17 protein-coding genes and 1 pseudogene are annotated in these 25,307 nt (G+C 40.5%); 5 read left to right on the top strand and 13 right to left on the bottom strand.

Annotated features, from left to right (window positions below):
* Positions 1-105: 105 nt before the first annotated feature.
* Positions 106-466: pseudogene (locus AABI99_RS06275) on the top strand (tyrosine-type recombinase/integrase); the annotation flags it as partial.
* Between the two features lie 291 nt (positions 467-757).
* Here AABI99_RS06275 and AABI99_RS06280 read toward each other — a convergent pair.
* Together AABI99_RS06280 and AABI99_RS06285 are read right to left on the bottom strand one after the other, a co-directional pair.
* On the bottom strand, positions 758-1,069 hold the full coding sequence (locus AABI99_RS06280; protein WP_338364532.1) for an MGMT family protein: 312 nt from the start codon (positions 1,067-1,069) through the stop codon (positions 758-760).
* A complete protein-coding gene (locus AABI99_RS06285) occupies positions 1,059-1,955 on the bottom strand; it encodes a LysR family transcriptional regulator (RefSeq protein ID WP_338364534.1) in 897 nt (298 codons plus the stop codon). Before AABI99_RS06285 ends, AABI99_RS06280 begins: the two co-directional genes overlap by 11 nt.
* A 123-nt stretch (positions 1,956-2,078) precedes the next feature.
* Here AABI99_RS06285 and AABI99_RS06290 point away from each other — a divergent pair, with 123 nt between their 5' ends.
* From AABI99_RS06290 to AABI99_RS06300, 3 genes are all read left to right on the top strand, one after another.
* On the top strand, positions 2,079-3,161 hold the full coding sequence (locus AABI99_RS06290) for an efflux RND transporter periplasmic adaptor subunit (RefSeq protein ID WP_338364536.1): 1,083 nt from the start codon (positions 2,079-2,081) through the stop codon (positions 3,159-3,161).
* A gap of 2 nt (positions 3,162-3,163) precedes the next feature.
* Positions 3,164-6,244 carry an efflux RND transporter permease subunit gene (locus tag AABI99_RS06295; RefSeq protein WP_338364538.1) on the top strand — a complete coding sequence of 1,027 codons (3,081 nt, stop codon included), beginning with the start codon at positions 3,164-3,166 and terminating at the stop codon, positions 6,242-6,244.
* 195 nt (positions 6,245-6,439) lie between these two features.
* Positions 6,440-6,751, top strand: coding sequence for a hypothetical protein (locus AABI99_RS06300; RefSeq protein ID WP_338364540.1), 312 nt, complete (start codon positions 6,440-6,442; stop codon positions 6,749-6,751).
* Positions 6,752-7,282: 531 nt separating this feature from the next.
* On the opposite strand, the gene rluF is transcribed toward AABI99_RS06300, so the two are convergent.
* The 10 genes from rluF to AABI99_RS06350 form a co-directional block, all read right to left on the bottom strand.
* Entirely contained in the window at positions 7,283-8,269 is a 987-nt protein-coding gene (gene rluF / locus AABI99_RS06305) for a 23S rRNA pseudouridine(2604) synthase RluF (protein ID WP_338364542.1), read from the bottom strand.
* A 76-nt stretch (positions 8,270-8,345) separates the two neighbouring features.
* Positions 8,346-9,425 carry a DUF418 domain-containing protein gene (locus AABI99_RS06310; RefSeq protein ID WP_338364608.1) on the bottom strand — a complete coding sequence of 360 codons (1,080 nt, stop codon included), beginning with the start codon at positions 9,423-9,425 and terminating at the stop codon, positions 8,346-8,348.
* A gap of 34 nt (positions 9,426-9,459) precedes the next feature.
* The gene (locus tag AABI99_RS06315; RefSeq protein ID WP_338364544.1) at positions 9,460-10,674 is read right to left on the bottom strand and encodes an HDOD domain-containing protein; all 1,215 of its coding nucleotides are present in this window, start codon (positions 10,672-10,674) and stop codon (positions 9,460-9,462) included.
* Positions 10,675-10,765: 91 nt separating this feature from the next.
* Positions 10,766-12,301, bottom strand: coding sequence for a glycogen/starch synthase (locus AABI99_RS06320; protein ID WP_338364546.1), 1,536 nt, complete (start codon positions 12,299-12,301; stop codon positions 10,766-10,768).
* Between the two features lie 41 nt (positions 12,302-12,342).
* Positions 12,343-13,644: a glucose-1-phosphate adenylyltransferase gene (glgC, locus tag AABI99_RS06325; RefSeq protein ID WP_338364547.1), complete on the bottom strand. Its 1,302-nt coding sequence runs from the start codon at positions 13,642-13,644 to the stop codon at positions 12,343-12,345.
* Positions 13,645-13,658: 14 nt separating this feature from the next.
* Positions 13,659-16,196 (bottom strand): glycogen/starch/alpha-glucan phosphorylase, encoded by a 2,538-nt coding sequence (locus AABI99_RS06330; protein WP_338364549.1) that lies wholly within the window; start codon positions 16,194-16,196, stop codon positions 13,659-13,661.
* Complete coding sequence (gene glgX / locus AABI99_RS06335; protein WP_338364551.1) at positions 16,189-18,252, bottom strand: glycogen debranching protein GlgX; 2,064 nt, start codon at positions 18,250-18,252, stop codon at positions 16,189-16,191. The genes AABI99_RS06330 and glgX overlap by 8 nt, the downstream gene beginning before the upstream one ends.
* Entirely contained in the window at positions 18,245-20,464 is a 2,220-nt protein-coding gene (gene glgB / locus AABI99_RS06340) for a 1,4-alpha-glucan branching protein GlgB (RefSeq protein WP_338364553.1), read from the bottom strand. The genes glgX and glgB overlap by 8 nt, the downstream gene beginning before the upstream one ends.
* Positions 20,457-22,454 (bottom strand): 4-alpha-glucanotransferase, encoded by a 1,998-nt coding sequence (gene malQ, locus AABI99_RS06345; protein ID WP_338364555.1) that lies wholly within the window; start codon positions 22,452-22,454, stop codon positions 20,457-20,459. Before malQ ends, glgB begins: the two co-directional genes overlap by 8 nt.
* 9 nt (positions 22,455-22,463) lie before the next feature.
* Positions 22,464-22,766 (bottom strand): isoamylase early set domain-containing protein, encoded by a 303-nt coding sequence (locus AABI99_RS06350; RefSeq protein WP_338364557.1) that lies wholly within the window; start codon positions 22,764-22,766, stop codon positions 22,464-22,466.
* Positions 22,767-23,138: 372 nt separating this feature from the next.
* Here AABI99_RS06350 and AABI99_RS06355 point away from each other — a divergent pair, with 372 nt between their 5' ends.
* Complete coding sequence (locus AABI99_RS06355; RefSeq protein WP_338364559.1) at positions 23,139-24,059, top strand: hypothetical protein; 921 nt, start codon at positions 23,139-23,141, stop codon at positions 24,057-24,059.
* A gap of 71 nt (positions 24,060-24,130) precedes the next feature.
* Here AABI99_RS06355 and AABI99_RS06360 read toward each other — a convergent pair whose 3' ends face one another.
* A complete protein-coding gene (locus tag AABI99_RS06360; protein ID WP_338364562.1) occupies positions 24,131-25,303 on the bottom strand; it encodes a cellulose-binding family II protein in 1,173 nt (390 codons plus the stop codon).
* Positions 25,304-25,307: the final 4 nt, after the last annotated feature.

Here is a 25,307-nt window from a genome sequence, read left to right on the forward strand (position 1 = left end):
CGCTTTCTTGCAATTGCCATAAGACGCCCTGCTTGTTTTTCATACTGACATAAGCCTAGTACTCAGTTAGCCAAACTGCAAAAATTAGGGTGGGTGTCGTGCTTATTTCCTGGCGTATGGATGCCTTATGCTTTAACAAAAAAAATATCCTTCAGCTGCTAAGTCGCTTGCGTGGCAGTATTTATTTCCTTCTCATATATTAAGTAAAGATCCCCAAAGTGGTGAAATAAGACGACATCACTTTCAACACTCGTGTATAAGAAAAGAAATAAAAAAAGCCGTGCAAAAATCAGGATTAACAAAAATAATAACACCACATACCTTGCGCCATTCATTTGCAACGCACCTATTGCAAAGTGGCGCCGATATTCGCACGGTTCAAGCACAATTAGGTCATTCTGATGTCAAAACCACACAGATTTACACCCATGTTTTACAACAAGGAGCAAATTGTGTTGTAAGCCCATTTAATATTATCAGGCGAAAAAATGCGCTAGCAGAACATTCGCTTTGTAGAATAGAGCAAATAGCATTAAACGACTTGAACCATCTCCTGATTGCTCAAAGTAACCATCAAAGAATTTACCCTAACTTCTTTAGGCGCAGAAACGAGTTACGGCTGATAGCAAGCTCCTGGCACTTTCTAGCAACTCGAAATCATAAAACATTAGTAATAATTGGCTTGGTATTTAACTGTGTTGGGTGGCGCTTGGCTTACCCGACCTACATTGGCATTAATCTGCCCGTAGTGGTCTTATCACTCCCACCTGTACTCGCGCATATTTACTTTATTATTTTTAAAACTAACCCCTTCAGATAACAGTTTTTGGCGTTGTTCTTGGTATTTATCACTGCCTTCGGGAAATGATATTTTTCCTTGACTGTTTACCACTCTGTGCCAAGGTATTACCGAGTCGTTTGGCATCACTTTTAATAATCGCCCTACTAATCGTGAATTTTGCGGGAAACCTGCAAGCGTGGCTACTTGCCCGTAACTTGCCACAAAACCTGCAGGTATATTTGCAATAATGGTGTAAATGAGGGTTTCTTTATCGATATCAGCGCTCATTAACGTACGCCTCACTAAGTACTTTAAATTGCTCCCAAATAGAGCGCGCAACAGGGCCATGGTGTATTGCATCACGCCTAAATGCACGTACTTCTATACCAAACTCATCTTCTCTGTCGTTTATATGTATTTGCTGTAACAGCCCGGCTTCTATTTCAGGGGCGCAATAGTCTATATTCATCATTGCCCAGCCGGCACCAGCAAGCAAAAACGACTTTAAATTGGTTACATCGTCAATCTTCATTAAGGCAGAACCTTTTGAGTAAGAAAGCTTGTCGCTGTCTATGCTTAAGTCACTTTCAAACATGGCCAAACACGGGTAATTTTGTAGCTCGTTAAAGGTCATGTGCTTAGGGTATTTATTAGTAGATGCAATAATACCAATATTTAGTTTACCAATAGGCAAACTTTCTAGATGCCCTGTTGCATGGAATAAATCAAACCAAGGGCCTATGCCTAGCTCTACTTGACCGCTATTTACTTGCTCTAAAGAAACAAAGCGTTTGCCACTGGTTAAATTAAACTCTGTACGCTTAAATAATCTAAAAGTATTACTTATGATCTCGTTATAACTGTCTTTATGGCAAATTTGCTCGTAGCAAATTCGATATTGAGGCTCGTTACCCAGTGCAAGCTCTTTGGCAAGCTGCGCGAGCTCATCATTTGCATGCAATAATTGTTGTGCTTCGCGGTGAAAAACACGCCCCTTTTCAGTTAACTGTAATCGGTACTTCGTTCTATCGAGTAATTCAAAGCCAATTTTTGCCTCTAAGTTTTTAATTGCTAAGGTAAGCGCAGGCTGAGATTTATGTAGTTTTTGCGCTGCACCACTTAAACTTGCACTTTGCACAATGGCATCTAAAATTTGTAATTGATTCAGCTTCATACTGCGCTCAACAAGATCATAAATAAAACTTATACTGTTTCTAAAATTTAATGAATTTTATTTTATATGGTTGCGGCGTATCCTGCACTTAATTATTTTGCCCATCATTGCCACGGAGAAGACATGAAACTCTTTCGTCTATGTATACTTACTACGACTTTACTTACTTTAATGGCCTGTTCTGAGCCAGAGCAGCAAGTAAAAGAAGAGCCCATTAGGCCTGTTAAGTTATTTAATATAGGACATGATTCGCAAACAAATGTGCGCAGTTTTCCTGCTGAGGTGGTTGCAAACCAAGGCTCGTACTTAGCATTTAGAGTCAACGGTGAGTTGGTAGAGTTTCCGGTTTTAGCAGGTGAAGAAGTTAAAAAAGGGCAGCTTTTAGCAAAGCTCGACCCAGAAGACTTTCAATTACAGTACGATGATAGAAAAGCCCGTTATGAACTTGCTAAATCGCAACTTAGTCGTATTGAGCAACTATACGAGAAAAGAATCGCCAGTCAATCAGAATACGATGAAGCGTTGGCTAATATGCAAGTGGCAGAGTCTGCCTTTAAAATTGCCGAAACCAACCTAGAATACAGCGAACTACGCGCCCCATTTGCAGGGACCGTAGCCAAAGTATTTGTTAAAAACTTTGAAAACATTCAAGCCAAGCAAAACATATTACGCTTAGAAACACGCGATTTAATGGATGTTGAGATCCAAGTGCCTGAAAAAATAATAGCGCGTATCAAAAAAGGCAGCGACTACCACCCAACCGTTGTGTTTGATGGTTTTACTAACAAAGAATACACCTTAGATTTAAAAGAGTGGGATACGCAGGCCGACCCAACCACACTCACCTACAAAGTTGTTTTTTCGTTGCCAGTACCTAAAGACTTTAACTTACTTGCAGGTATGACGGGCCGTGTATTTATCGATTTATCAAAAGTAACCAGCTCACAAGTGGCTTATACTATTTTACCTGTAGAGTCGGTTTTTTCGGAAGCGAAAGAGAGTATTACAGATAACGCCTATGTGTGGATATACAACCCCGAAACCGGCGTTGTTAATAAACAAGCCGTTAAAGTTGGCCAAGTTCACCGCGACGGCATTGAAGTATTGAGCGGTGTTAAAGAAGGGCAAATTGTCGTTTCTGCTGGCGTGCATTCATTAGATGAAGGCATGAAAGTACGCCCATGGAATAAAGAGCGAGGCTTATAATTATGAGCTTTGCGCAACTCTCTATTGAGAAAAAAGTAATTAGCTGGATGTTTGCACTACTGCTGTTAATTGGCGGGAGTGTGTCGTACTTTGATTTAGGCCAACTAGAAGACCCAGAATTTACGCTTAAAACCGCCATGGTTATTACTATGTATCCTGGGGCGTCACCACAACAAGTAGAGGAAGAAGTCACCTTTCCTATCGAAAACGCAATTCAGCAACTCCCTTACGTTGATTTTGTAACCTCTATTTCGTCAAATGGTAAGTCGCAAATATCGGTAGAAATGAAAAGCACCTACCGCAAAGATCAGCTGCGCCAAATTTGGGATGAAATGCGCCGTAAAATAAACGATTTAGCGCCTTCACTCCCAAGTGGTGTTTACCCGAGCACTATTTTAGATGACTTTGGCGATGTATACGGCGTTATGTATGCGGTTACCGGCGATGGTTACTCTTATGATGAACTTAAAGATTACACCGATTACTTAAAGCGTGAACTCGTACTGGTTAAAGGTGTGAGTAAAGTAACCATTGCAGGCGAGCAACAACCACAAGTGATGGTTGAAGTGTCTACCCGTAAATTAGCGCAGCTCGGTATTGCCCCAAGCCATATTTTTGGTTTACTGCAATCGCAAAATACAGTCTCTAATGCAGGTAAAATTAGAGTGGGTGATGAGTCTATACGCTTTCACCCAACCGGCGAATTTAAAGATGTTAAAGAGCTCGAAACCCTACTTATATCAAAACCCGGTGCTAGCGAGCTTATTTACCTTGGTGATGTAGCCAAAGTATTTAGAGAATACGCAGAAGTACCCAACAATGTTATTCGCTACAACTCAGAGCAAGCACTTTTAATTGGCGTTTCGTTTATGAATAGCGTGAACGTAGTTGATGTAGGTAAACGTATTGACGAGCACTTAGCAGAGCTTGAGTATCAACGACCACACGGCATTGATGTTAAATCGGTATATAACCAACCTAAAGAGGTAGAAAAATCGGTAGATGGCTTTATTGTTAGCTTGGTAGAGGCTATTGCCATTGTAATAGTGGTACTACTGATTTTTATGGGATTAAAAAGCGGTATTTTAATTGGCGGGATTTTATTACTAACCGTTCTAGGCACCTTTATATTTATGAAGTTGTTTGCCATAGACCTGCAACGTATTTCTTTGGGTGCGCTGATTATTGCCCTTGGTATGCTGGTAGATAACGCCATTGTAGTCACCGAAGGCATATTAATAAATTTAAAGCGTGGCCAAACTAAATTAAAAGCGGCAGTTAATATTGTAGAGCAAACCAAATGGCCGCTACTAGGCGCTACAGTTATTGGTATTACGGCGTTTGCCCCTATTGGCTTAAGCTCGGATGCCACCGGTGAATTTGCGGGTAGCTTATTTTGGGTGTTGTTTATATCGCTGTTATTAAGCTGGATCACCGCCATTACGCTAACCCCATTTTTTGCAAATTTAATGTTTAAACAAGATGAGTTTAAAAAAGCTAAAAATGCTGAGAGCAAAGAGGAAGATGACGACCCATACCAAGGCTTTATTTTTACCGGCTACAAAGCACTACTAGATAAGTGTATGCATTATCGTAAAACCACACTTGTGCTTATGCTTGTGCTGTTATGCTCGGCTGTGGTGGGTTTTGGTGCGGTTAAACAATCGTTTTTCCCTGCATCAAACACCCCTATGTTTTACGTTGACTATTGGCAGCAACAGGGCTCCGATATACGTGCAACGCTCGAGGGGATCAAAAAGCTAGAAAACTATTTGCAAAAAGAAGAGCTAGTAGAAGAAATAACCAGTACTACAGGCCAAGGTGCGCCACGCTTTATGCTCACTTATGCACCGCAAAAGTCGTACTCGTCATACGGGCAGCTTATTATTCGGGTTAAAAACCGTGAAGCGGTAGCTGTTGTTATGCAAAAAGTGCGAGAGTACTCGAAAAATACACCTCTCTCAGCTGAGTTAAAAATTAAGCCAATGGAAATTGGCCCCAGTACCGATGCTAAAATTGAGGCCCGCTTTACAGGCCCTGATCCTGTTGTGCTACGTAAACTTGCCGCAAAAGCTGAAGAAGTAATAGCGCAAGACGACGGTGCATATAATATTCGCGATGATTGGCGCGCACGTACTAAAATGATTCGCCCACAATTTAACGAACAAAAAGCACGTCGCTTGGGTATCAGTAAATCGGATCTTGATGATGTATTGCTAACTAGCCTATCGGGTAAGCAAGTGGGCGTATATCGTGATGGTACGCAACTGCTGCCTATTATTGCCCGCTCACCTGCAAATGAGCGCCTAAACGTAGAAAGCGTTCACGACTTGCAAATATACAGCCCAGTACTGGGGGTATTTGTGCCTGTAACACAAGTGGTTGATGAATTTGTTGTTGAATGGGAAGACAGCCTAATTATGCGCCGCGACAGAAAGCGCACCATTACGGTTATGGCTGATCATGATGTGTTAGGTGATGAAACTGCCGCTAAGTTATTTGCACGTGTACGCGGCCCGGTAGAAGCAATTGAGCTGCCGCGTGGCTACACATTAGAATGGGGTGGCGAATATGAGTCGTCGTCGGATGCACAAGCTGCTATTTTTGGCTCATTACCGCTAGGTTATTTAGCAATGTTTGCGGTAACCGTACTGCTGTTCAATTCACTTAAACAGCCTTTAGTTATTTGGGCTACAGTGCCACTTGCCATTATTGGTGTGAGTGCAGGCATGTTAATAATGAATGCACCATTTAGCTTTATGGCGCTACTTGGATTACTGAGTTTAAGCGGAATGCTAATTAAAAACGGTATTGTGTTGGTTGATCAAATAAACCTTGAGCTTCGCGATGGTAAATCGCCTTATCAAGCTGTATTTGAATCGGGCGTTAGCCGTGTACGCCCTGTTGCCATGGCCGCTATTACCACCATTTTGGGTATGATCCCGCTGTTATTTGACGTGTTCTTCCAGTCAATGGCGGTAACGATTATGTTTGGTTTAGGCTTTGCAACCATACTTACGCTTATTGTTGTACCTGTGCTTTACACTGTGGTGTTTAGAATAGACTACGAGCCGAGAACGTAATTAAAAACTAAAGCCAACGTTTAAAACGCAGCTATCTCAAAGTAGCTGCGTTTTTTATTATACTAACCAAGGTTAAAAATAGACTTAATAAGCACCCTCGCACTAATACTAAGTTATATATGTATTCTCTTTGGCTATTTATTTAGGGCTTTATTTACTTTATATTGACGCTGTGTTTAATTACAAAAACGCTAAATGACAGCAAAGCAACTTTTTCGACTCATCATTACCACAAGTTTAGTATTCCCCCCCATATTATTTATTGCTTGGGATGAAAACCTAGACCCGCCATTTATAGCTAATGCTGTATATGATTTTTTAACCCACACGCTGCTGCCTGCTCTATCAGTTGTGCTAAGCATTGCAGCAGGTATGTACGGGTACAAAAAGTACAACGAATGTAGAACCTTTAAAGCAAATTTTAAAGATTATGTAGGGCCTGTTTATCTTTCGAGGTTAAATTTGCAGCAGTGTGTTTGGCATTTAGGCAAGGCAGAGCCTATGTAGTGTGGTTATTCCCCATAAATAGGCGATAACGTGGAATAAATGCCAAACATGCGCTGCCCGGAGGGTTCTGCCTAGGGGCAATTTACTCTTTGTTGCTCAGTTTTTACTTAGTCCACTAGGTTACAAACCTCGCGCCACGATTAAACCGCCCCTAGTTTGAACAAATTTTAATCCTGAAAGGTCAACAGGCCCTAGCACGATGGAAAGCTTAGGGGCTGGCTGGGTATTTTGTTTATACCGGTTTTAGTTTATTTATAGTTTTTGTATTTCTATAAAGCTTTGGACTTATTATTATAGCGAGAATAGCTGGCAGCAAGAGTACCAGCTACTGGCTGTAGAGGCCTGCCCGCGTGATTACGAATACAGCTGCGCAAAACTGCTTGTGCTTGATTTACAAACTTATAGAAAACGCTCTTTTAGATGGTATTTAGATAAGCAAAAACTAAAACGGTTAAAAAATGAAAAAATAAACATCGTGGGCGTTAAAAGCCCACTCGGGTATGTTGTGCATCAAATACAGTGGTAGGTACGTTATTTTTTTAAACTTAATGTACCAGACAAGCGCGATTTACCGTTTGATGACTTTTTGTTGTTTGCGTTTTTGCTATCGCCTTGAGTATTTTTAACTACGCCCCCTTTACCTACATAGGTGGTTGAACGCTTTTGAAAGGGGGGGTTACTTCTTTGAGTGCGAGTCCCCCGCTCATTATTAAATGCACGAGGGTTTTCACCCTGAAAATTACGCTTTTTAGGCTCACCTTTGCTATTGGCATTTTTCTTATTAGTATCAACTGAGTGCTCTTGGGTTTTACCTGAGTCGGCAATTGAGTCGTTAATTTGCGCCATTTCTACGTCAGTTAAATGTCGCCATTGGCCAACCTTCAGCCCCTTTAACGTTACATTCATAATACGCGTACGCTTGAGGGTCACCACTTCATAACCTAGGTATTCACACATACGGCGAATCTGGCGGTTTAAACCCTGCGTGAGTACAATTTTAAACTCTTGCGGGGCTGTTTGCGTCACTTTACATTTTTTTGTAATGGTATCTAAAATAGGAATACCGCTGGCCATTTTAGTTACAAATTGGCGATTGAGCGGTTTATCAACTGTCACCACGTATTCTTTTTCGTGATTATTACCCGCTCGCAAAATTTTATTAACGATATCGCCTTCGTTAGTTAAAAAAATTAATCCTTCTGAGGGTCTGTCTAATCGGCCGATAGGAAATATACGGGTGGGATAATTAACAGCTTTGACAATATTGCTTTGAATTTTACTCTCGGTGGTACACGTAATCCCAACGGGCTTATTATACGCAATATACACACGCTTTGGTTTTTCGCGCAGCGGTTTACCATCCACCAACACAGTATCGGTATCGGCCACCTTTACGCCCATTTCAGGGGTATTACCATTAACCGTTACACGACCTTGCTCAATATATTTATCGGCTTCACGGCGTGAGCAAAACCCGGTTTCACTAATAAATTTATTTAAACGTTTTAATTCGGTCATGGCACTCAATGGTCCTAATTTTAAAGGCGACTAGTGTAAACTACATGCCATTATTTTTCGCCCCTAATTTAAACCTTTACGCATTAATTTTTGCAATTTTAGCTTTGGTTAACCTACGCCAAACATATTCCAGCGGCCCTTGCTCATAATAGCGACTATGGAGCGCTGTAAATAAGAGCTGTACTACAACTAAACACGTAGCGACTATCCAGTAGTCTAGCCTGTTAAAACTTAATACCCACTGTGGATACAGCACTTTATAAAGCAGCAGCTGCATAAGTGTTTGGCAAATATATAAAGTAAAGGCTAAGCGCCCAGCTTGCTGAATAAGCCGGCCCACATAGGCACGATTTCTACAAAATCTAACAATAAGGTGGATATACAATATAGCCATGAACAATGCGGCAAAGGTATTTATAAACTCTTGTATGGCGTAACCTGCTCCCCCAGTAAACTTTGACGCATAGAGCCTCATGCCTGAAAAAATGAAAGCGCCAGCTATACAAACAATAAGATGGGGTTTGGTTAAACCTTTACTAAAAACCTCATTTTTAAATAAATAGATGCCTATCAGCATTAGCCCCACACACAGCCACATGAGCATGACCGGCACAGCAACCAGCATGAATATATTCATACTTAGGTTATTAAAAAAATAATCAACATAATGAGGGCTATATAAGTCTGTATACTGCGGCGAATCACGGTAAATCACCTCATCTGGTACACTAAAAAGTACCAACGCTGTGGCTACACAACCAATTAAAAGAAACTCCCCCGCCCTTTTTACAAGTAGTTGATTATTACTTTGTAGGTATTTAAGGGCAAACCAGCCCGATACGCCGTATAAAAATAAAATGTCGCCAGCCCACAGTAAAAAACCATGAGCCAGACCAAAAATAATTAGCCAATGCAGTCGCGCTTTTAAAGGCGCTGATGATTTAAATTTTTGCCATTGAATATAAAGCCCAGCGCCAAACAATAGGCTAAAAAGAGTTCTAAAACGCCCATCAACAAGAAACGTACTAAAGGCATGAATAACGGAATCACTAAAAGGAGGTGTCGATAAAGGGACATACACGTAATCTATTAAACCAAATCCATAACCATTCATATACACCAAGCAAAGCACAGCAATGCCACGAATAAAATCCATATTATAATTTCGCATAATAAGCGGCTATTTTCCTTTAACTATTCTTTTTATAATTATCTGCCCAATCTACGGCTTGATTATATAACCCTGGCAGCACATCACTTTTGACATTAAGTAATATAACGGCTTTTTCTACTGTCCACCAGCTACCTGTTTCGTAGGCTTTAACAACATTTAAAATATAATATAGGGTGTTTTTCTCATCTAATAAGGCTGCTTTAATTTCATCAGGAAAAGGTAGCTTTTCAACAAGTAAACTCATTGGCTGATCAAGTATTGCATCTAGTAACGAAAAAAGCCCTGTTAAAAATGCTTCCCCGTTAAGAGATTTAGACACCCGCCCTGCTAATAGCTCACAAAAGCGTGCTCTAACTACACACACTTGCATTAATTCTGCCGGCTTTTTACCCGCGGTGTGCGCGGTAACAATTAAACTGACAAACTTTTTTAAACGCTCATGCCCTAAATACACTAACGCTTGCTTAATGGATGATATTTTACTCTGAATTGGAAAAACACCACTATTAATTAGCCGCATAAGCTTATAAGCCAAGGCGGCATCAGCTTCAAAGAGCGCAGTAATTTGCTTTATATCGGGGTTTGCCTTCATTACTTGCGCGTAAATAGCCACCACTAAGGCATAGTTATAATCAATGTCTTGCTGTTTGTGCATTGTGGGCTTGGCAAAAAAGTAGCCTTGAAAGTAATCAAATCCCATTTTATATGCTTGGTGATAATCGGCTTGGGTTTCTATTTTTTCGGCTAATATCTTTATTTTTTTATACTGCTTTAGCTTATCGACAATATCAGCAATATCTGACAAAGGCGTTTGCGCAATATCAAACTTTACTAGCTTAATAAACTTTAAAAAACGCTCCCATTGCTCGCTATAAACAAAGTCATCTAATGCGAGTTTATAGTTTTTATGAAAAAGGTCTCTGCAAAGCTGATAGTTATCGTCGGTGGGTTCAATGGTTTCTAACAACTCAATGACCACATCTTTACAGGGTAAAAATTCGCACAGATTTTGCTTTAAAGAATCTGGGCCTATATTTATCAGCGCTGTTTTGCCTGACGTAATATGGCGTGTGCCCAGGTTAAGCTGGTTTTCCATTATTAGGCGGGCAGTGGCTTGACCTTCTTCTATAGCTGGAAAAAAGTTTTCAGCACTATTACGAAATAAAAGCTCGTAAGCAACTACATTTTGCTTACGATTGAATATTGCTTGCCTTGCAACAAATACAGACACATTACCTACTTTTGATTTTTACTCTCCAACTAAGTAATTAATAGCGTAATCAGGGATAAAAGTCACTTTAGATGGGTTTAAATGTAAAAATTTAGCAATACATGCTCGAAATATAATCAGTAGCGACCGTTTCCCACGAAAAACGTGCGCCTTTAGCATTAGCTGTAATGTTACTCCATTGCTTAGGATTTTGCTGTTTTAGCGTGAGGGTTTGCGTTAAGCAGGTCATTAACCCATCAACTTGCTCACCCAACGAGCCGCCAGAAAATGCAAAGCCATTGTTGTTGTGGCTTACGGTGTCTTTTAAACCGCCAACACTGTGAACTAAACACGGTTGCCCTGCGCGCATAGCAAGCATTTGACTAATTCCGCAAGGTTCAAACGAGCTTGGCATTAAAAATAAATCCCCAAGCTCATATAGGCTATCGCCAATACCTTGCCCATAACCTTTTAAAAACAACAAGTTTGCATTGCGTGCCATGGCCTTAGTAAAAATACTTTCAAGGGCTTTGTCACCAGAGCCTAAAATAATAAGACGGCCACTAAAACGATTAATTATTTCACACACTTTATCAAGCGCTAATCCGCTTCCATACTGCTTGCAAAGTAATAGCACCTTTTGCTCGGTCAGCCTGCCAACACTTGTTACTAGGGGCCCGTCTATTGGCGTGTTTTTAAACTGCAGCATGCGCTGATGCGCAACATAGTAGCTGGTTTCCAGCTGCTCATGTTTTGCCATCCAGTTAAATAAGGTCTGTTCAATACGCTCATACAAAAGCGATAAAGTAACCTGCTCAGGGTTTTGCTCAGGATATTCACAGCCATTTAAAATTCCCACCACCTTGCCTTGAGCCGATTGATTTTGTAAATCAAGTTCTAAACCTTCTCCACCAAAAAAACCTTGCTGATAATTACTTGGTTTAAGTACCTCAGTACTGTAAGTAGGTGAGACTAAATGCACTTTATCTGCCAAATTAATAGCGCTGCGCATAGGGTTAAAGCAGTGTGGGTAACGAGGGTCACACAAATGTTGCCCGTTATAACCTAACGAAGGAAACCAGGCCTCTAAACTCGAGTCGTCGTGTTTAAAAGGCCTGATCCCTTGCAGTGCTAAATTATGTACTGTGTAGGCAATATGTAAATTAGCAAGCGTATCGTAGCGTTTATCAAATTTTAATAACACGGCAACACACGCGCTGTGCCAATCGTGTAAGTGCAGTGCTTGAGGGCGCTTTAATAACCCTTGTAGTAACACTTCACATATTGCGGCACTAAATAATGCATATTTGCTTGCATCTGTTGCAAAAGGTCGCCCGGGTTCGTCATTGCAATACACTGAACCCGATTGGCTAAACAGTGGGTGCGAAATAACAAATTGATTAATGTGTGTGTTGTCATCACTTATTTTAAATAAAGATAATACCTGTGGCTGCGCTCTAAATATAACAGTGACATCACCTATATATTCACGTTGCAGTTGCTCAAACCCATAATCAGGAATAACAACATCTACACTCACGCCTTGTGCGGCTAGTGCTTTTGGGGCATCTCTGACTACATCTGCTACCCCGCCCACTTTAGCGTTTGGTAAAGCATCGTTTTCTGCGGCAACCATTAATACATGCATTTATTTACTACTTCCTTAACCATTGTTATTCGCATCCAATTTTAAGCGAACTTTTTATTTTCGTGTGCTTGACGTTCAAGCTTTTTAGCAAGCTCTGTGAGCATATCACGGGTCACAAGGACTATGCCTTTTTTAGACACCCTAAAGCCATTTTCTTCATCGGCTTTTCTATCGTAGCCAATTTCAAGCCCCGCGGGTAGTTCACAGCTTCGATCAATTATGGCTCGCTTAATTTTACAATGACGATTAATAACAGCGCCGGGTAAAATAACCGATTGCTCTATTTCGCAAAATGAACGCACATGCACGTTAGAAAACAGCAGTGATTTTCTAACTACTGAGCCCGATACAATACACCCTCCCGATACCGTAGAGTCTACCGCCATACCGCGTCTATCTTCATCATCAAAAATAAACTTAGCCGGTGGCAGCTGTTCTTGGTAGGTCCAAATAGGCCACGTTGGATCGTATAAATCTAGCTGTGGCTCGGGCATTACCAATTCCATGTTGGCTTCCCAGAATGAGTCTAAGGTGCCTACATCACGCCAATAAGGTTGCCCTTCTTGCATGGGATCTCTAAACGGAAACGCATACACACTGTGCTCTTCAATGATTGCCGGAATAATATCGTGCCCAAAGTCGCGGCCAGAGCCTTCATTTTCGGCATCTTTTTTTAACTGCTCAAATAAAAACTCGGTATTAAACACATAATTGCCCATAGAGGCTAAGCAAGTCCCTGGCTTACCAGGGACAGAGCTTGGAATGGAAGGTTTTTCATCAAAACGGCATACCCTATTTTTTTCATCAACCGTCATAACTCCAAAGGTATCTGCGGCCTCTTCAACAGGTACTTCAAGGCAACATACGGTCATATCGGCACCTTTTTGCACATGCTCGGCTAATAGAGCGCCGTAATCCATTCTATAAACGTGATCGCCTGACAAAATCATTACATATTTTGGCAGTTCGTGGCGAATAATATCCATGTTTTGAAAAACCGCATCGGCAGTCCCGCAATACCACTCATCACCATTACGCTGAGATGCGGGTAATATTTCAACCGACTCACCTAATTCTTTTTTAAAATGGCCCCATGCGCGATTAACATGGCGAATTAAAGAGTGCGATTTATATTGTGTTGCTATGCCTACACGCCTCACCCCTGAATTAATACAATTAGATAAAGGAAAATCAATAATACGGTGCTTACCACCAAAATAAACTGCGGGCTTTGCGCGCCAATCTGTCAACTCGTGTAAGCGTGAGCCGCGTCCACCAGCTAGTATTAACGCGTACGTATCTCGAGTTAAATTACTTATATAACGATTTGCATAACTAGGCATAATACTCTCTCCGTTTAGTCTGTGCTCTTAGTGGCATGGCTCGTAGTTGTGTTTAAGTCTGTTTCACTAATAGTTAGAGGGGTTAGGTGCCAAATATCTTCACTATATTGGCTTATGGTTCTATCACTTGAAAATACGCCACTTGCGGCCGTATTTAAAATACTCATTTGCGTCCAATGCGTTTGGTCTTGATACGCAGCCTCAACCTGTTTTTGCGCTGCCACATAACTTTCAAAGTCATGTGCAACCAACCACGGATCGTGAGGGCTTTTAATAGCATTAATAATGTCGTCAAATAAATTAGGCTCAAACAGGTTAAATTGCCCGCTTTCGAGTAACTGCATTACGGGGCTTAGGTCGCTGTTTTGCGCTATTAAATGACAAGGGTTATAACGCGATTTAATATCATCAATTTGATGAGCTTGCGCACCAAACAAAAAGAAATTATCAGCGCCAACAGCGTCTCTAATTTCAATATTAGCCCCATCTAACGTACCAATAGTAAGCGCACCATTCATCATAAACTTCATGTTGCCAGTGCCTGAAGCTTCTTTACCAGCGGTCGAGACTTGCTCTGATAAATCGGTTGCAGGGCAAATAGTTTCCATTGCGGTTACATTATAATTTGGCAAAAACGCAACGCGTAAATAAGGTGCTGCAAGTGGGTCTTTATTAATAACCTCAGCGACGTTATTAATGAGCTTAATTATTTTTTTAGCCATGTAGTAACCAGGGGCAGCTTTCCCCCCTAGCAGAACACAGCGCGGTACTAAGTTTGTAGTATCGCCTCGGCGTATTCGGTCATATAAGTGAATAACGTGCAGTATATTGAGTAGCTGGCGTTTGTATTCGTGAATACGTTTAACTTGTACGTCAAACATCATCTCTACATCAAAATCAACACCGCAGCGCGCTTTTACTAAATCGACGAGACGTTGTTTGTTTTCGCGTTTAACATTTTGCCATTGCTGATGAAACGCCCTGTCGTCAAAGTATCGGCGTAATTGGCTTATATTTGCAAAATCGCTAACCCAGTTTGAGCCAATTTTTTCTGTAATTAGTTTGCTTAAGGCAGGATTACAGTGTGCTAACCAACGCCTTGGGGTAACCCCGTTGGTTTTATTATTAAACTTGTTAGGCCAAAGCTCATAAAAGGTTTTAAATAGCCCTTCTTTTAAAAGTTGGGTATGTAGTGCGGCCACACCATTTACCGAATAGCTACCCACAATAGCTAAATACGCCATGCGTATTTGCGGCACGTCGCCTTCTTCAATTAACGACAGCGCACGCTGTTTAGTTACATCACCCGGCCAATGCTGAGCCACTTGCGCTAAAAAGCGAGCGTTTATTTCATAAATAATTTCTAAAATTCGCGGCAGTAGTTTTGCAAAAAGCGGCACTGACCATTTTTCTAATGCCTCTGGCAATAGAGTGTGGTTAGTGTAAGCCATTGTGCTGGTTGTAATTTCCCACGCGTTATCCCAATCAAGCTGGTAGTCATCAACTAAAATGCGCATCAGCTCTGCCACGGCAATGCTTGGGTGCGTATCGTTTAATTGAAATACATGATGTGCAGCAAAGTCACTAAAATCTTCGCCGTACTGTTCAACCCATTGCGATACGATATCTTGAATGCTCGCTGATGATAAAAAGTACTGTTGGCGCAATCTAAGCTCTTTACCATTTTCACTACTGTCATTTGGGTAAAGCACCATTGTGATTTGCTCTGCTAGGTTTTTTTGTGCGACGGCTTCTGAATAACTCCCCGCATTAAACTCGGTTAAGTTAAATTCGTCAGTCGCTTCTGATTTCCATAACCTTAGCGTATTTACAATATCGTTTTTATAACCAGGAATAGGCACGTCATACGGCACAGCCAATACATCGTGACAACCAACCCATTGGCGGTGCTCTCGGCCATGCTTATCGGTATAGCTTTGTACGTGCCCAAAAAACTTCACACGTTGTGATTGCTCTGGTGCGGCAAGCTCCCACGGATGCCCCTCACGTAGCCAGTTATCGGGTTGCTCAACTTGGTGGCCATTTTTTAATGATTGGTTAAACATACCGTATTCGTAGCGAATACCGTAGCCAACCACAGGAAGCGCAAGGCTTGCACAACTATCTAAAAAGCAAGCGGCTAAACGGCCAAGACCACCATTACCAAGCCCGGCATCGTGCTCTGCTTGGGCTACGGTTTCTATTGTTGTGCAATATTCTTGCAATGCACTGGAGACTTGCTCGTCTAAGTCGAGGTTTAAAATGGCATTACCAAGTGCTCGCCCCATTAAAAACTCTAATGATAGGTAAGCGGTTTTACGGCGTTTTTCTTGCTTGATTTGTTGTTTGGTTTCTCTGCAACGTGCAACAAGTCGGTCACGAATAGTAAGCGCCAAGGCATGATATAAATACAACTGTGACTCACCCACTTTGTCACGCCCTAAACTGTAATAAAAGTGCCGAGTTAAATCGTCTTTTAAGGTGCTTTCATCAATTACAGGGCCTTCTTGCCACCCTTTTACCACACACACATTTTCGTCTTGCTTAGACATGACCTACGTCCTCTAAATTTGCACTAAAAACCCAGCTACTTTGTGCTGAGATTTCGACTATTTCATCCTCTTTACTGCTTAACGAGGCGTTATGTACACTTGATAAAACCATGTCCCACTGCGCTGCTATAGGCGATGGGGGTAACTTACAAAAAACTGTTTTTTTACTGGCATTTAAAATGATTAGTAAGGCGTGTTTATTTTGCTTATCTAACAAGCTGTATATTAAAAGTTGTCGGCTTGACTCGTGCCAATGCGCATCGGTCATTTTTACGCCCTGCTCGGTAAACCATTTAACCGTAAAGCGCTCATCAATATCCTCTGAAAACACGCTGTGTTTAAACGCACTGTGGCCGCGTCTTATTTTTAATGCATCATCAATAAATCGAGTTAAGGAATGATTTAGCTGCGAGTCTTTCCATGCTAACCAACTGGTGCGGTTATTTTGACAATACGCATTATTATTGCCCCCTTGTGAGTGGCCCATTTCACTGCCTGAGGCAATCATAGGTACTCCTTTTGAGAGCAAAAGCGTAAGTAAAAAGTTTTTTTGCTGCTGCAACCTTAGGGCAATAATTTTGGCATCATTAGTAAACCCTTCAACACCGCAATTAGTTGAGTGATTAGCACTGTGACCATCTCGGTTTTGCTCGCCATTTGCTTCATTATGTTTATGCTCATAACTCACCAAATCGGCAAGCGTAAAACCATCGTGGCTGGTAATAAAGTTAATGCTATTGAGTGGCCCGCGCTGGCTGTGCTCAAAAATATCAAATGAGCCATGAATCCGCTTTGCCACATTTGCAATAACACCTTCTTCACTTTGCCAAAACCGGCGTATTACATCGCGGTATTGATCATTCCACTCACGCCAAGGAGCTGGAAATGCGCCCAGCTGGTAACCGCCTGGGCCTATATCCCAAGGCTCACTGATGAGCTTTACTCGGCTTAAAATAGGGTCTTGTTCAATGGCCTGAAAAAACGCATGAGCGGTATTAAAACCATGTGCATTTCGTCCTAAAATCGTGGCTAAATCAAACCTAAACCCGTCTACTCCCATTACTTGTACCCAATAACGCAAGCTATCCAGCACAAGTTTTAAGGTTTTAGGGTGATCAATATTAATGGTGTTACCGCAACCGGTATCGTTAATGTATACCTGAGGTTTGTCGGTAACGGTACGGTAATATGCAAGGTTGTCTAACCCTCTTAACGATAAAATAGGCCCATCCACACCAGCTTCTGCGGTGTGGTTATAAACAACATCTAAAATAACCTCTATATCCGCTTTATGAAGCTCGCTGACCATTTGTTTAAATTCATTAATATCATCATTAACCAAATAATCTTTATGTGGAGTAAAAAAGTTAAGTGTGTTGTAACCCCAGTAGTTTTGTAGTCCTTTTGCTGTTAAAAACTGCTCACTTATAAAAGCATGTACAGGGAGTAGCTCTAGTGTGGTAACCCCCAAATTATGCAAATGCTCAATAAAACTAGGATGGCTTAAACCTAAAAACTTGCCTTGCAAATTTTTAGGAATATTAGGGTGTCGGTATGTGGTACCTTTTACATGACACTCATAAATAACGGTATTACACCAACTATGGTTTGGCTTTTTATGTTTATAAGGCTGGCTATTAATAACCCTCGACTTAGGTATATCAATGGCATTATTAACAGTACTTTTAGTACCAATTGGCATTTGCCCGTAATGGCGCTCGCTCCATGTAAACTCGCCAAATAAGTCTTTTGCATACGGGTCAATAAGTAGTTTGTGCTCGTTAAACAATAATCCTTTTTCAGGACTGTACTCCCCCTCAACCCGGTAACCATACAAAACGCCTTCACCAAGTGGCGCAACATGGGCTGTCCATATACCGCCTTCGTTGATATGCATGGTTACTTTTAATATTTCAGAGTGCCCGCTTTTATCAAATAAGCACACATAAGCTTGTGTTGCTTTAGGTGCGTACAAGCTAAAGTTAACGCCGCCAATGCTAATAGTTGCGCCAAGTGGCTGTGGTTGCCCATGTGAAACCTCAAATCGATTACTCATCTTCAACCTTTTGTAAATAAATAGTCGTTAACCCGCCCACTGCAATTTTAATGCTGTGCGAAAAGCCATGAGCGCTTGCCTCTACACTACTAACAATAGCGCTTTTGTTGGCTGTTACTTTAATGCCTGAGCCAAAAAAAGTGTCATCATCGGTGTTTAAAATAACCTTGTATTTACCCGCTGCGGGAACCCCAACTTCATAGTTTTGATAAGAGACAGGCGTAAAGTTTGCAATGACTACAATAAAGTCGTGGATATTTTTTGCATAACGAACAAAGCTAAATAAACTTTGCTCGTTATTGTTGTTATCTATCCATTTAAAACCCGCAGGGCTTGAGTCGAGTTCATACAGTGCAGGCGACTTTTTATAAACAGTATTAAGCGCTTGTACAGTGTTTTGTATACCGCGGTGGCTTTTATGCTCTAGCAAGTGCCAATCAAGAGAGTGGTTGTGATCCCACTCTTTTCGCTGTGCTATTTCACCGCCCATAAACAATAGTTTTTTACCTGGGTGCGCCCACATAAATGCGTAATAAGCACGTAAATTGGCAAATTTTTGCCAATCATCGCCAGGCATTTTTTCAATTAACGAGCCTTTACCATGAACAACCTCATCATGACTCAGCGGTAAAATGTAATTTTCACTAAATGCATAGACCATAGAGAAGGTCATTTCGTGGTGATGATGTTGCCTATAAAGAGGATCATGTTGCATGTAATGAAGGCTGTCATTCATCCAGCCCATATTCCATTTATAACCAAAGCCTAAACCATCATGTTCAACACTTTGCGTAACACCAGGCCACGCTGTGGACTCTTCGGCTACCATCATTATGCCTGGATTATTTTTATAACTACGTAAATTTACCTGCTTTAAGCACTCAATAGCGCCTAGGTTTTCTCGTCCACCGTAGCAATTGGCAACCCACTGCCCTTCTTTACGGCTGTAATCAAGGTAAAGCATTGAAGCAACCGCATCTACACGAAGACCATCAAGCGCAAATTGCTCTAACCAATACATGGCATTAGAAATTAAAAAGCTTTTAACCTCGGGACGATCGTAATTATAAATGTAGGTATTCCAGTCAGGATGAAACCCTTGTCGAATATCAGCATGCTCAAATAAATGTGTGCCATCAAAATGATGTAACCCGTGCGGATCACTAGGAAAATGGCCAGGGACCCAATCGATGAGCACCCCTAAATTTGCTTTGTGACATTGTTCAATAAAATATTTAAAACTAGCGTAATCGCCAAAACGGCTCGTTGGTGCAAATAACCCCACTGGCTGGTAACCCCATGAACCGTCGAACGGGTACTCACTTATGGGCATTAATTGAATATGGGTAAAACCCATCTCAAGTGTGTAATTAACAAGTTTATGGGCAAGTTCGGTGTAACTTAAATAGCGGTTTTCCTCGGCCCTTTGCCATGATCCTAAATGGACTTCATAAACACTTATGGGTGCATCTATGTGGTTTCGCTTTTTGCGATTTTTAAGCGCATAGTCACTGAGTGTAATGCCTGAAGTTTGCCGCTGTAATATGCTAGCTGTTCCTGGCGCTTGCTGCATTTTAAAGGCAAATGGATCTGCTTTTTCAAGCACATCGCCTTGCTGTGTCACAATAGAAAATTTGTAGCAAGTATTTGGTTGAAGTGCTGGAATAAAAAGCTCCCACACACCAAATGCAGGATGAAAACGCATATAATGACGACTTGCTTGCCATACATTAAATTCACCTATAACCGATACACTGGCCGCGTTAGGGGCCCATACACAAAAACGCACGCCATCAATACCTTGCTGGTTAATAAAGTGCGCGCCCAAGTGTTTGTGTGCATGTTCTAAAGTACCTTCATTGAATAAATACATAGCATCAACGTCAAGGCTACTCGCAAAGCTATATTCATCATAAAAACACACTGTGGTATCTGCATATTCAACATTGCATTTGTAAGGCCCAACAGGCAAGTTATCCAATGTGGCAATAAATAGATCGCTATTGTTATAGCGTGTAGCTGCAAACTCATTACCTGCAATATTAAGCGTCACATTTTTAGCGGCGGGTAAAAACACGCGAATTTCGTAACCATTATTATGCGCATGCGGCCCTAAAAAACTAAAAGGGTCTTTAAAACGGCCGTTTTGAAGTGCATTTAACTGTGCATCGTAGTGACTGTGCGATGAGCCCTTCGGTGTTAGACTACTCATGTTCTTTCCTTATTGAATTAACGGCCGCTAAGATACTGGCATTATTTTGAAAAATTTCTTCGCTTGTATGAGTTAAAACACGGCGCCAGTTGGGATATTGCGTATCAGTACCGGGTATATTTACTGGGTACGTTTGTTTATCTAGATCATCAAGTTGAAGGGCAAATAAACGACTATCACTGTGTGCAAGCGCTTTGGCAAGATCTGCGTAAACATCCATGGCATCGCTTGTTTCATTAAGCTGTTTTACACTGTGAAAGCTTAAAAATCGCAGTAATCGTTGTTTTTCTTGTTGTCGTTCTTGCAATAGTTGTTGATATTGCTGAGCATCAATAAGCTGATGCTGACGTTTAATATCTAAATCATCTGCTTGCCACCAGCCGCAAAATGGCGGTACATCATGATTGGCTATCATAATTAAACAATGCTTAGGAAGTTGTTTTAATGGTAAAAATTCTCCATCGTGTTGTTTTTCAAAATAAAATAAACTATTTGAATAAATACCGCTTACAGCCAGTGCATGTTTGACCTCAGGTGGGACAATACCTAAGTCTTCGCCTATCACAATACACTGGTGCAGATGAGACTCTATTTTTAGAATTGCCAGTAAGTATTCAAAAGGGTAATACACATAACAACCATCCTGAGTATTGTTATTTTCAAAGCACCACCACAAGCGCCTAAGAGCCATGACATGATCAATGCGTAAACCCCCAACGTTTTGCATATTTGAACGAATAAGTGAACGGTAAAATGCAAAGTTATCGTTTTTTAATTGTTGCGGGTTGAGTGCAGGTAACCCCCAATTTTGCCCCGATTGCGCCCAAGGATCTGGTGGTGCTCCAACATTCGCGTTATTACTAAAAAGTGATTGCTGAGATTGATATTCAACACCGTCCCCTGCGCAACCAACAGCAAGGTCATTAATTAAACCTATTGCCATGCCTTTGTTTAAGCAACGCTGCTGACAATGGCTTAATTGTAATTTTGCTTGCCATTGTAGGTAGTAATCAAAAGTAGGATTGGCTGAATTGAGCGTAGTTAGGGTCTGGGCGTTTTGTTCGCAAAACTTTGCAAACTCATCGCGCCGAGAAGCGCTGCCATGTGCTTCGAAATGACTAAATAGCGCTTTAAATAATGCATATTTAACTGCACTTACTTTTTCATAATTGATAAACTGTTCATTGCTTTTTAAAAGCGCTTTTACCTCATCACTGTGTAACAAAGCATTTAACTGCGGATTGTTTTTAGCATCAGCTGATAATTCAACAGATATATATAAAGGGTTTAACAAAGCACGGCTATTAGGGCTATAGGGACTGGCTCGCTCACTTTGCTGGGCAAATAACAAATGTAATGGGTTAAGTAATATGTAGTCCATGTGCTGTTGTGCACATAAATCACATAGTTCTAGTAAATCATTAAAATCCCCTACACCTAGGCCTGCTTTGTTTTTAACTGTGTACAACTGCAGCGAAAGCCCAGTGCGCTTAGTGTCATCTACTTGAAAAACTTTTTCTGGGGTGGCCCACAATTGAACCTCTTTGCTTTGCTCTCCTACACTAACCTGCGCCTGATGGTAACCTACCGGAATCGCTCCTATGGGTACTGCTACTTCAATGTAGCGCACGCCGTGTGCATAGTAATCACCAGTAATGGACAAATTGTGTAAGTTCGCATGCTCAAAAGTGACGTTGAGCTGTGATAATGTAATAACTAAAGGTAAGTCTAGTTGACGCTCGTCGATGCGAATATAAAAAAGGTTATCAGTTAAATTAATTAAGCTGGTATCGGGTGCTAACTCTAACCAAGGCGCAACATCTAATTGATAATTAAGCTCTGTAATTTGCTGCTCATCATCCGTATTCACACCACAACATTGTAAGGCACGTTTGCGCGTGTCTTCGCTAAATATAACCTGCTCGCCCGTGTATTTAGTAAACTCATAACCAATACCGTGCAAATAACACAACTGCGAGAGTGCGTCCATTTACTCACCTTAATTTATGCGTTGAGTATCCACTATGCTATTTTCTGTGCCAAAACTATTAGGTAGGTAATCATCTGCTTGGTGGTCGTTGTCCCAAATATTACCATTAATTAAATATCGAAAATGAAACTGCTGATCAACCGGTAAGCGCTGTTTGCATTTAAATACCCCTTCTTTTTTATTAAGCTTCATGGGCACTGGTTGCCAATCGGTAAATTCTCCAAGCAAGCTTACTTGCTGTGCATCAGGATGGGTAAACTCAAAGGTAACTTCAGCTTCATTTTTTGTTTTAAAAAAACGTTTATTCAACATAGTAGGCTCCAACTAATCCAAAATGGGTACTTAATCTTTGCCACAGGGCCGATATAACACTTCAAAGGGCGATGTGGGGTGCATTTAAACATCAATAAACACAGATTATTCAAACAAATTTTTATTTACGCATTATTACAGTGCAAAAAAGTTTTTTAGCTGCACATATAAGGTGCGATTTCGATAAAAATTTCGTTTATTAATGACAAACTAATGAAAAGCAAGTATTGAACCACTTTAATCATTTTTTATTATTTATGATCAGTGTTCAAATCTAATGAGCAAAACTAATATAATATAAAATTCTTTCGTTATTGATGTGCTTAAGTAATAATACGCAGCATCTTATGTATCTGAAATAACAAAAATTTCATGTTGAAAAAAAGCATATTATTAACTACGTTAGTTGTTTTTATAACACTTGCCTCATTTGTAAGCCTTTCTGCGTATACCCTTTATAGTAAAAAGCAATTATCAGTAGATCCCAAATTAAAAGAAATTTCAGGTATTGAGTTTGATAAAAACAATCGTTTGTGGGCAATTAACGATGGCGGTGACGATCCGAAGCTGTATCGCTTAGGCGAAGATGGGGCGATTGAAAAAGAAATCCTAGTTACTAATGCTAAAAATATTGACTGGGAAGACATGACACAAAATAAATTTGGTCATTTTTTCTTAGGTGATTTTGGCAATAATAAAAACGATAGAAAGTGGTTAACTATTTATAAAATAGAAAATCCTATTGATATAAAAACAGAGACCACCGAAGCCGAAATTATTAAATTTACTTATCCTGAAATGGACGGCACCCCCATTAAACCTAACAAACGCAACTTTGATTTAGAGGCTTTTGTAGAGTACAAACGCCATTTATATTTATTTACCAAAAATAGAACCGAACCTTTCGATGGCATAACCAATGTTTATAAAGTGGGCGATCATGCCGCTAATTTTGATGCACAGCTAATTGATTCATTTCAAACATGTACAACCCTTGAAAAACTATGTTGGATCACATCCGCTGCGCTTAGCCCAGACAGAACTAAACTTGTACTTCTGGATTCGACCAGTATTTGGCTGTTCGAAAATTTTAAAGGAGATAAATTTTTCTCTGGTGATGTTTCTCGAATAGATTTAGGTATTGTTACGCAAAAAGAAGCCATCACTTTTTATGACGACAATACCCTTATCTTTACTGATGAAGAATTTAAAGGCTTAGTAGGTGGAAATGCATACGTAATAAAATTAAATGAAGCAAAAAAAACGATTATTAAAAAAGCACCCAAACCATAAGGGGTTTGAATAGCCACACTATTTGTAAGGTAAAGTTAGTGTACTGGGTGATTAAAGTGCTTTATGAACCTTTAACGCAGCATATCACCATTAAATGCGCTCAGCGCTTTTTCTACATCGATACCTAAAATAAGAACACCGGTATGCTCACCTTGCACCGTTTTTATAGGCACACTAAGCTGTACTTGAAAATGATGTGTTGACGCATCATATTTAACACTACTAAAGTGATACGCTTTAGACTGCTTATATACAAGGCTAAATTTACTCTCATCCCCCTGCCAATAATCGCTGGTCACTTTACTGATAGCCACATTTTTACCCTGCTTATCGGTCACTATAGTTTCTGTTATGACGCCATCGAACTGTGTTTCCCACTGCTTTAAATATAACGAGGCGTCAGTTAACAGCATATCATTTGCTACAACCTGCTGATGGGCTTTAACTTCCTTTACCCAGTTTTCATCGGCTAAATCAATTGCCTGCATGCTTAGTTTTACTAGGTTACTTTGCGCCACTGTATCAAAAATTATTGGGTGTGAAACTAATGCCCTTGTAGGCTCCGATAACTTATTTAAAATCTGTACTTGTTCGTCTTTAGATAATAAAAACGGTGCAGGGGCACATTGTGGAATAGTTTCGTCAAATTTTTCTAAAAAAGAGGGATATAAATCAATAAGTTTATTCGCTGCAAATACACCTAAAGGTACATAACGATAAAATGAGCGTTGATAAACACTCCCATCAATACCTAACTGTCTAGCTGTTTCATTAAAATCGTCTAAATCAAGTAATATTTTATCCACTCTATGATAATGAAGCACGTTGACTATTTCTTCGAGCGAGTTCATTTCAACTATTGAGGTTATATCTTGCGTTTTAAACCAATTAGCTTGATAACTACCATGCACAACGCCATATCGTAACTTTTTAGGATCTTTATTAACGCTTTCGGGGTGGGTAAACCAGTACCAATTTTCTAGATAAATAGGTGACGATAATTTACCATATTCGCTCATCTCTGATGTTAAGTGCGTTGTAAAGTAGCCATCTAACCTCTCATGCTTTACCTCACGACGAGCTCTAAGCCAAGGTAATGTTTGCAACTCAAAGGGGGTGTCCATGTTTTGTAATATGCATTCCACTTGATGTACAGCATTATCTGGCGTTGTAAGTGATACGTTAGTACCAAATTTTAAAGGTTCAGTAAGCGTTAAAAATGCAAAAAGTAAGGTTGCTGGCATAATC

Origin of the sequence: uncultured Pseudoalteromonas sp. (assembly GCF_963922945.1) — a bacterium.
In the GTDB taxonomy this organism is placed as follows: domain Bacteria; phylum Pseudomonadota; class Gammaproteobacteria; order Enterobacterales; family Alteromonadaceae; genus Pseudoalteromonas.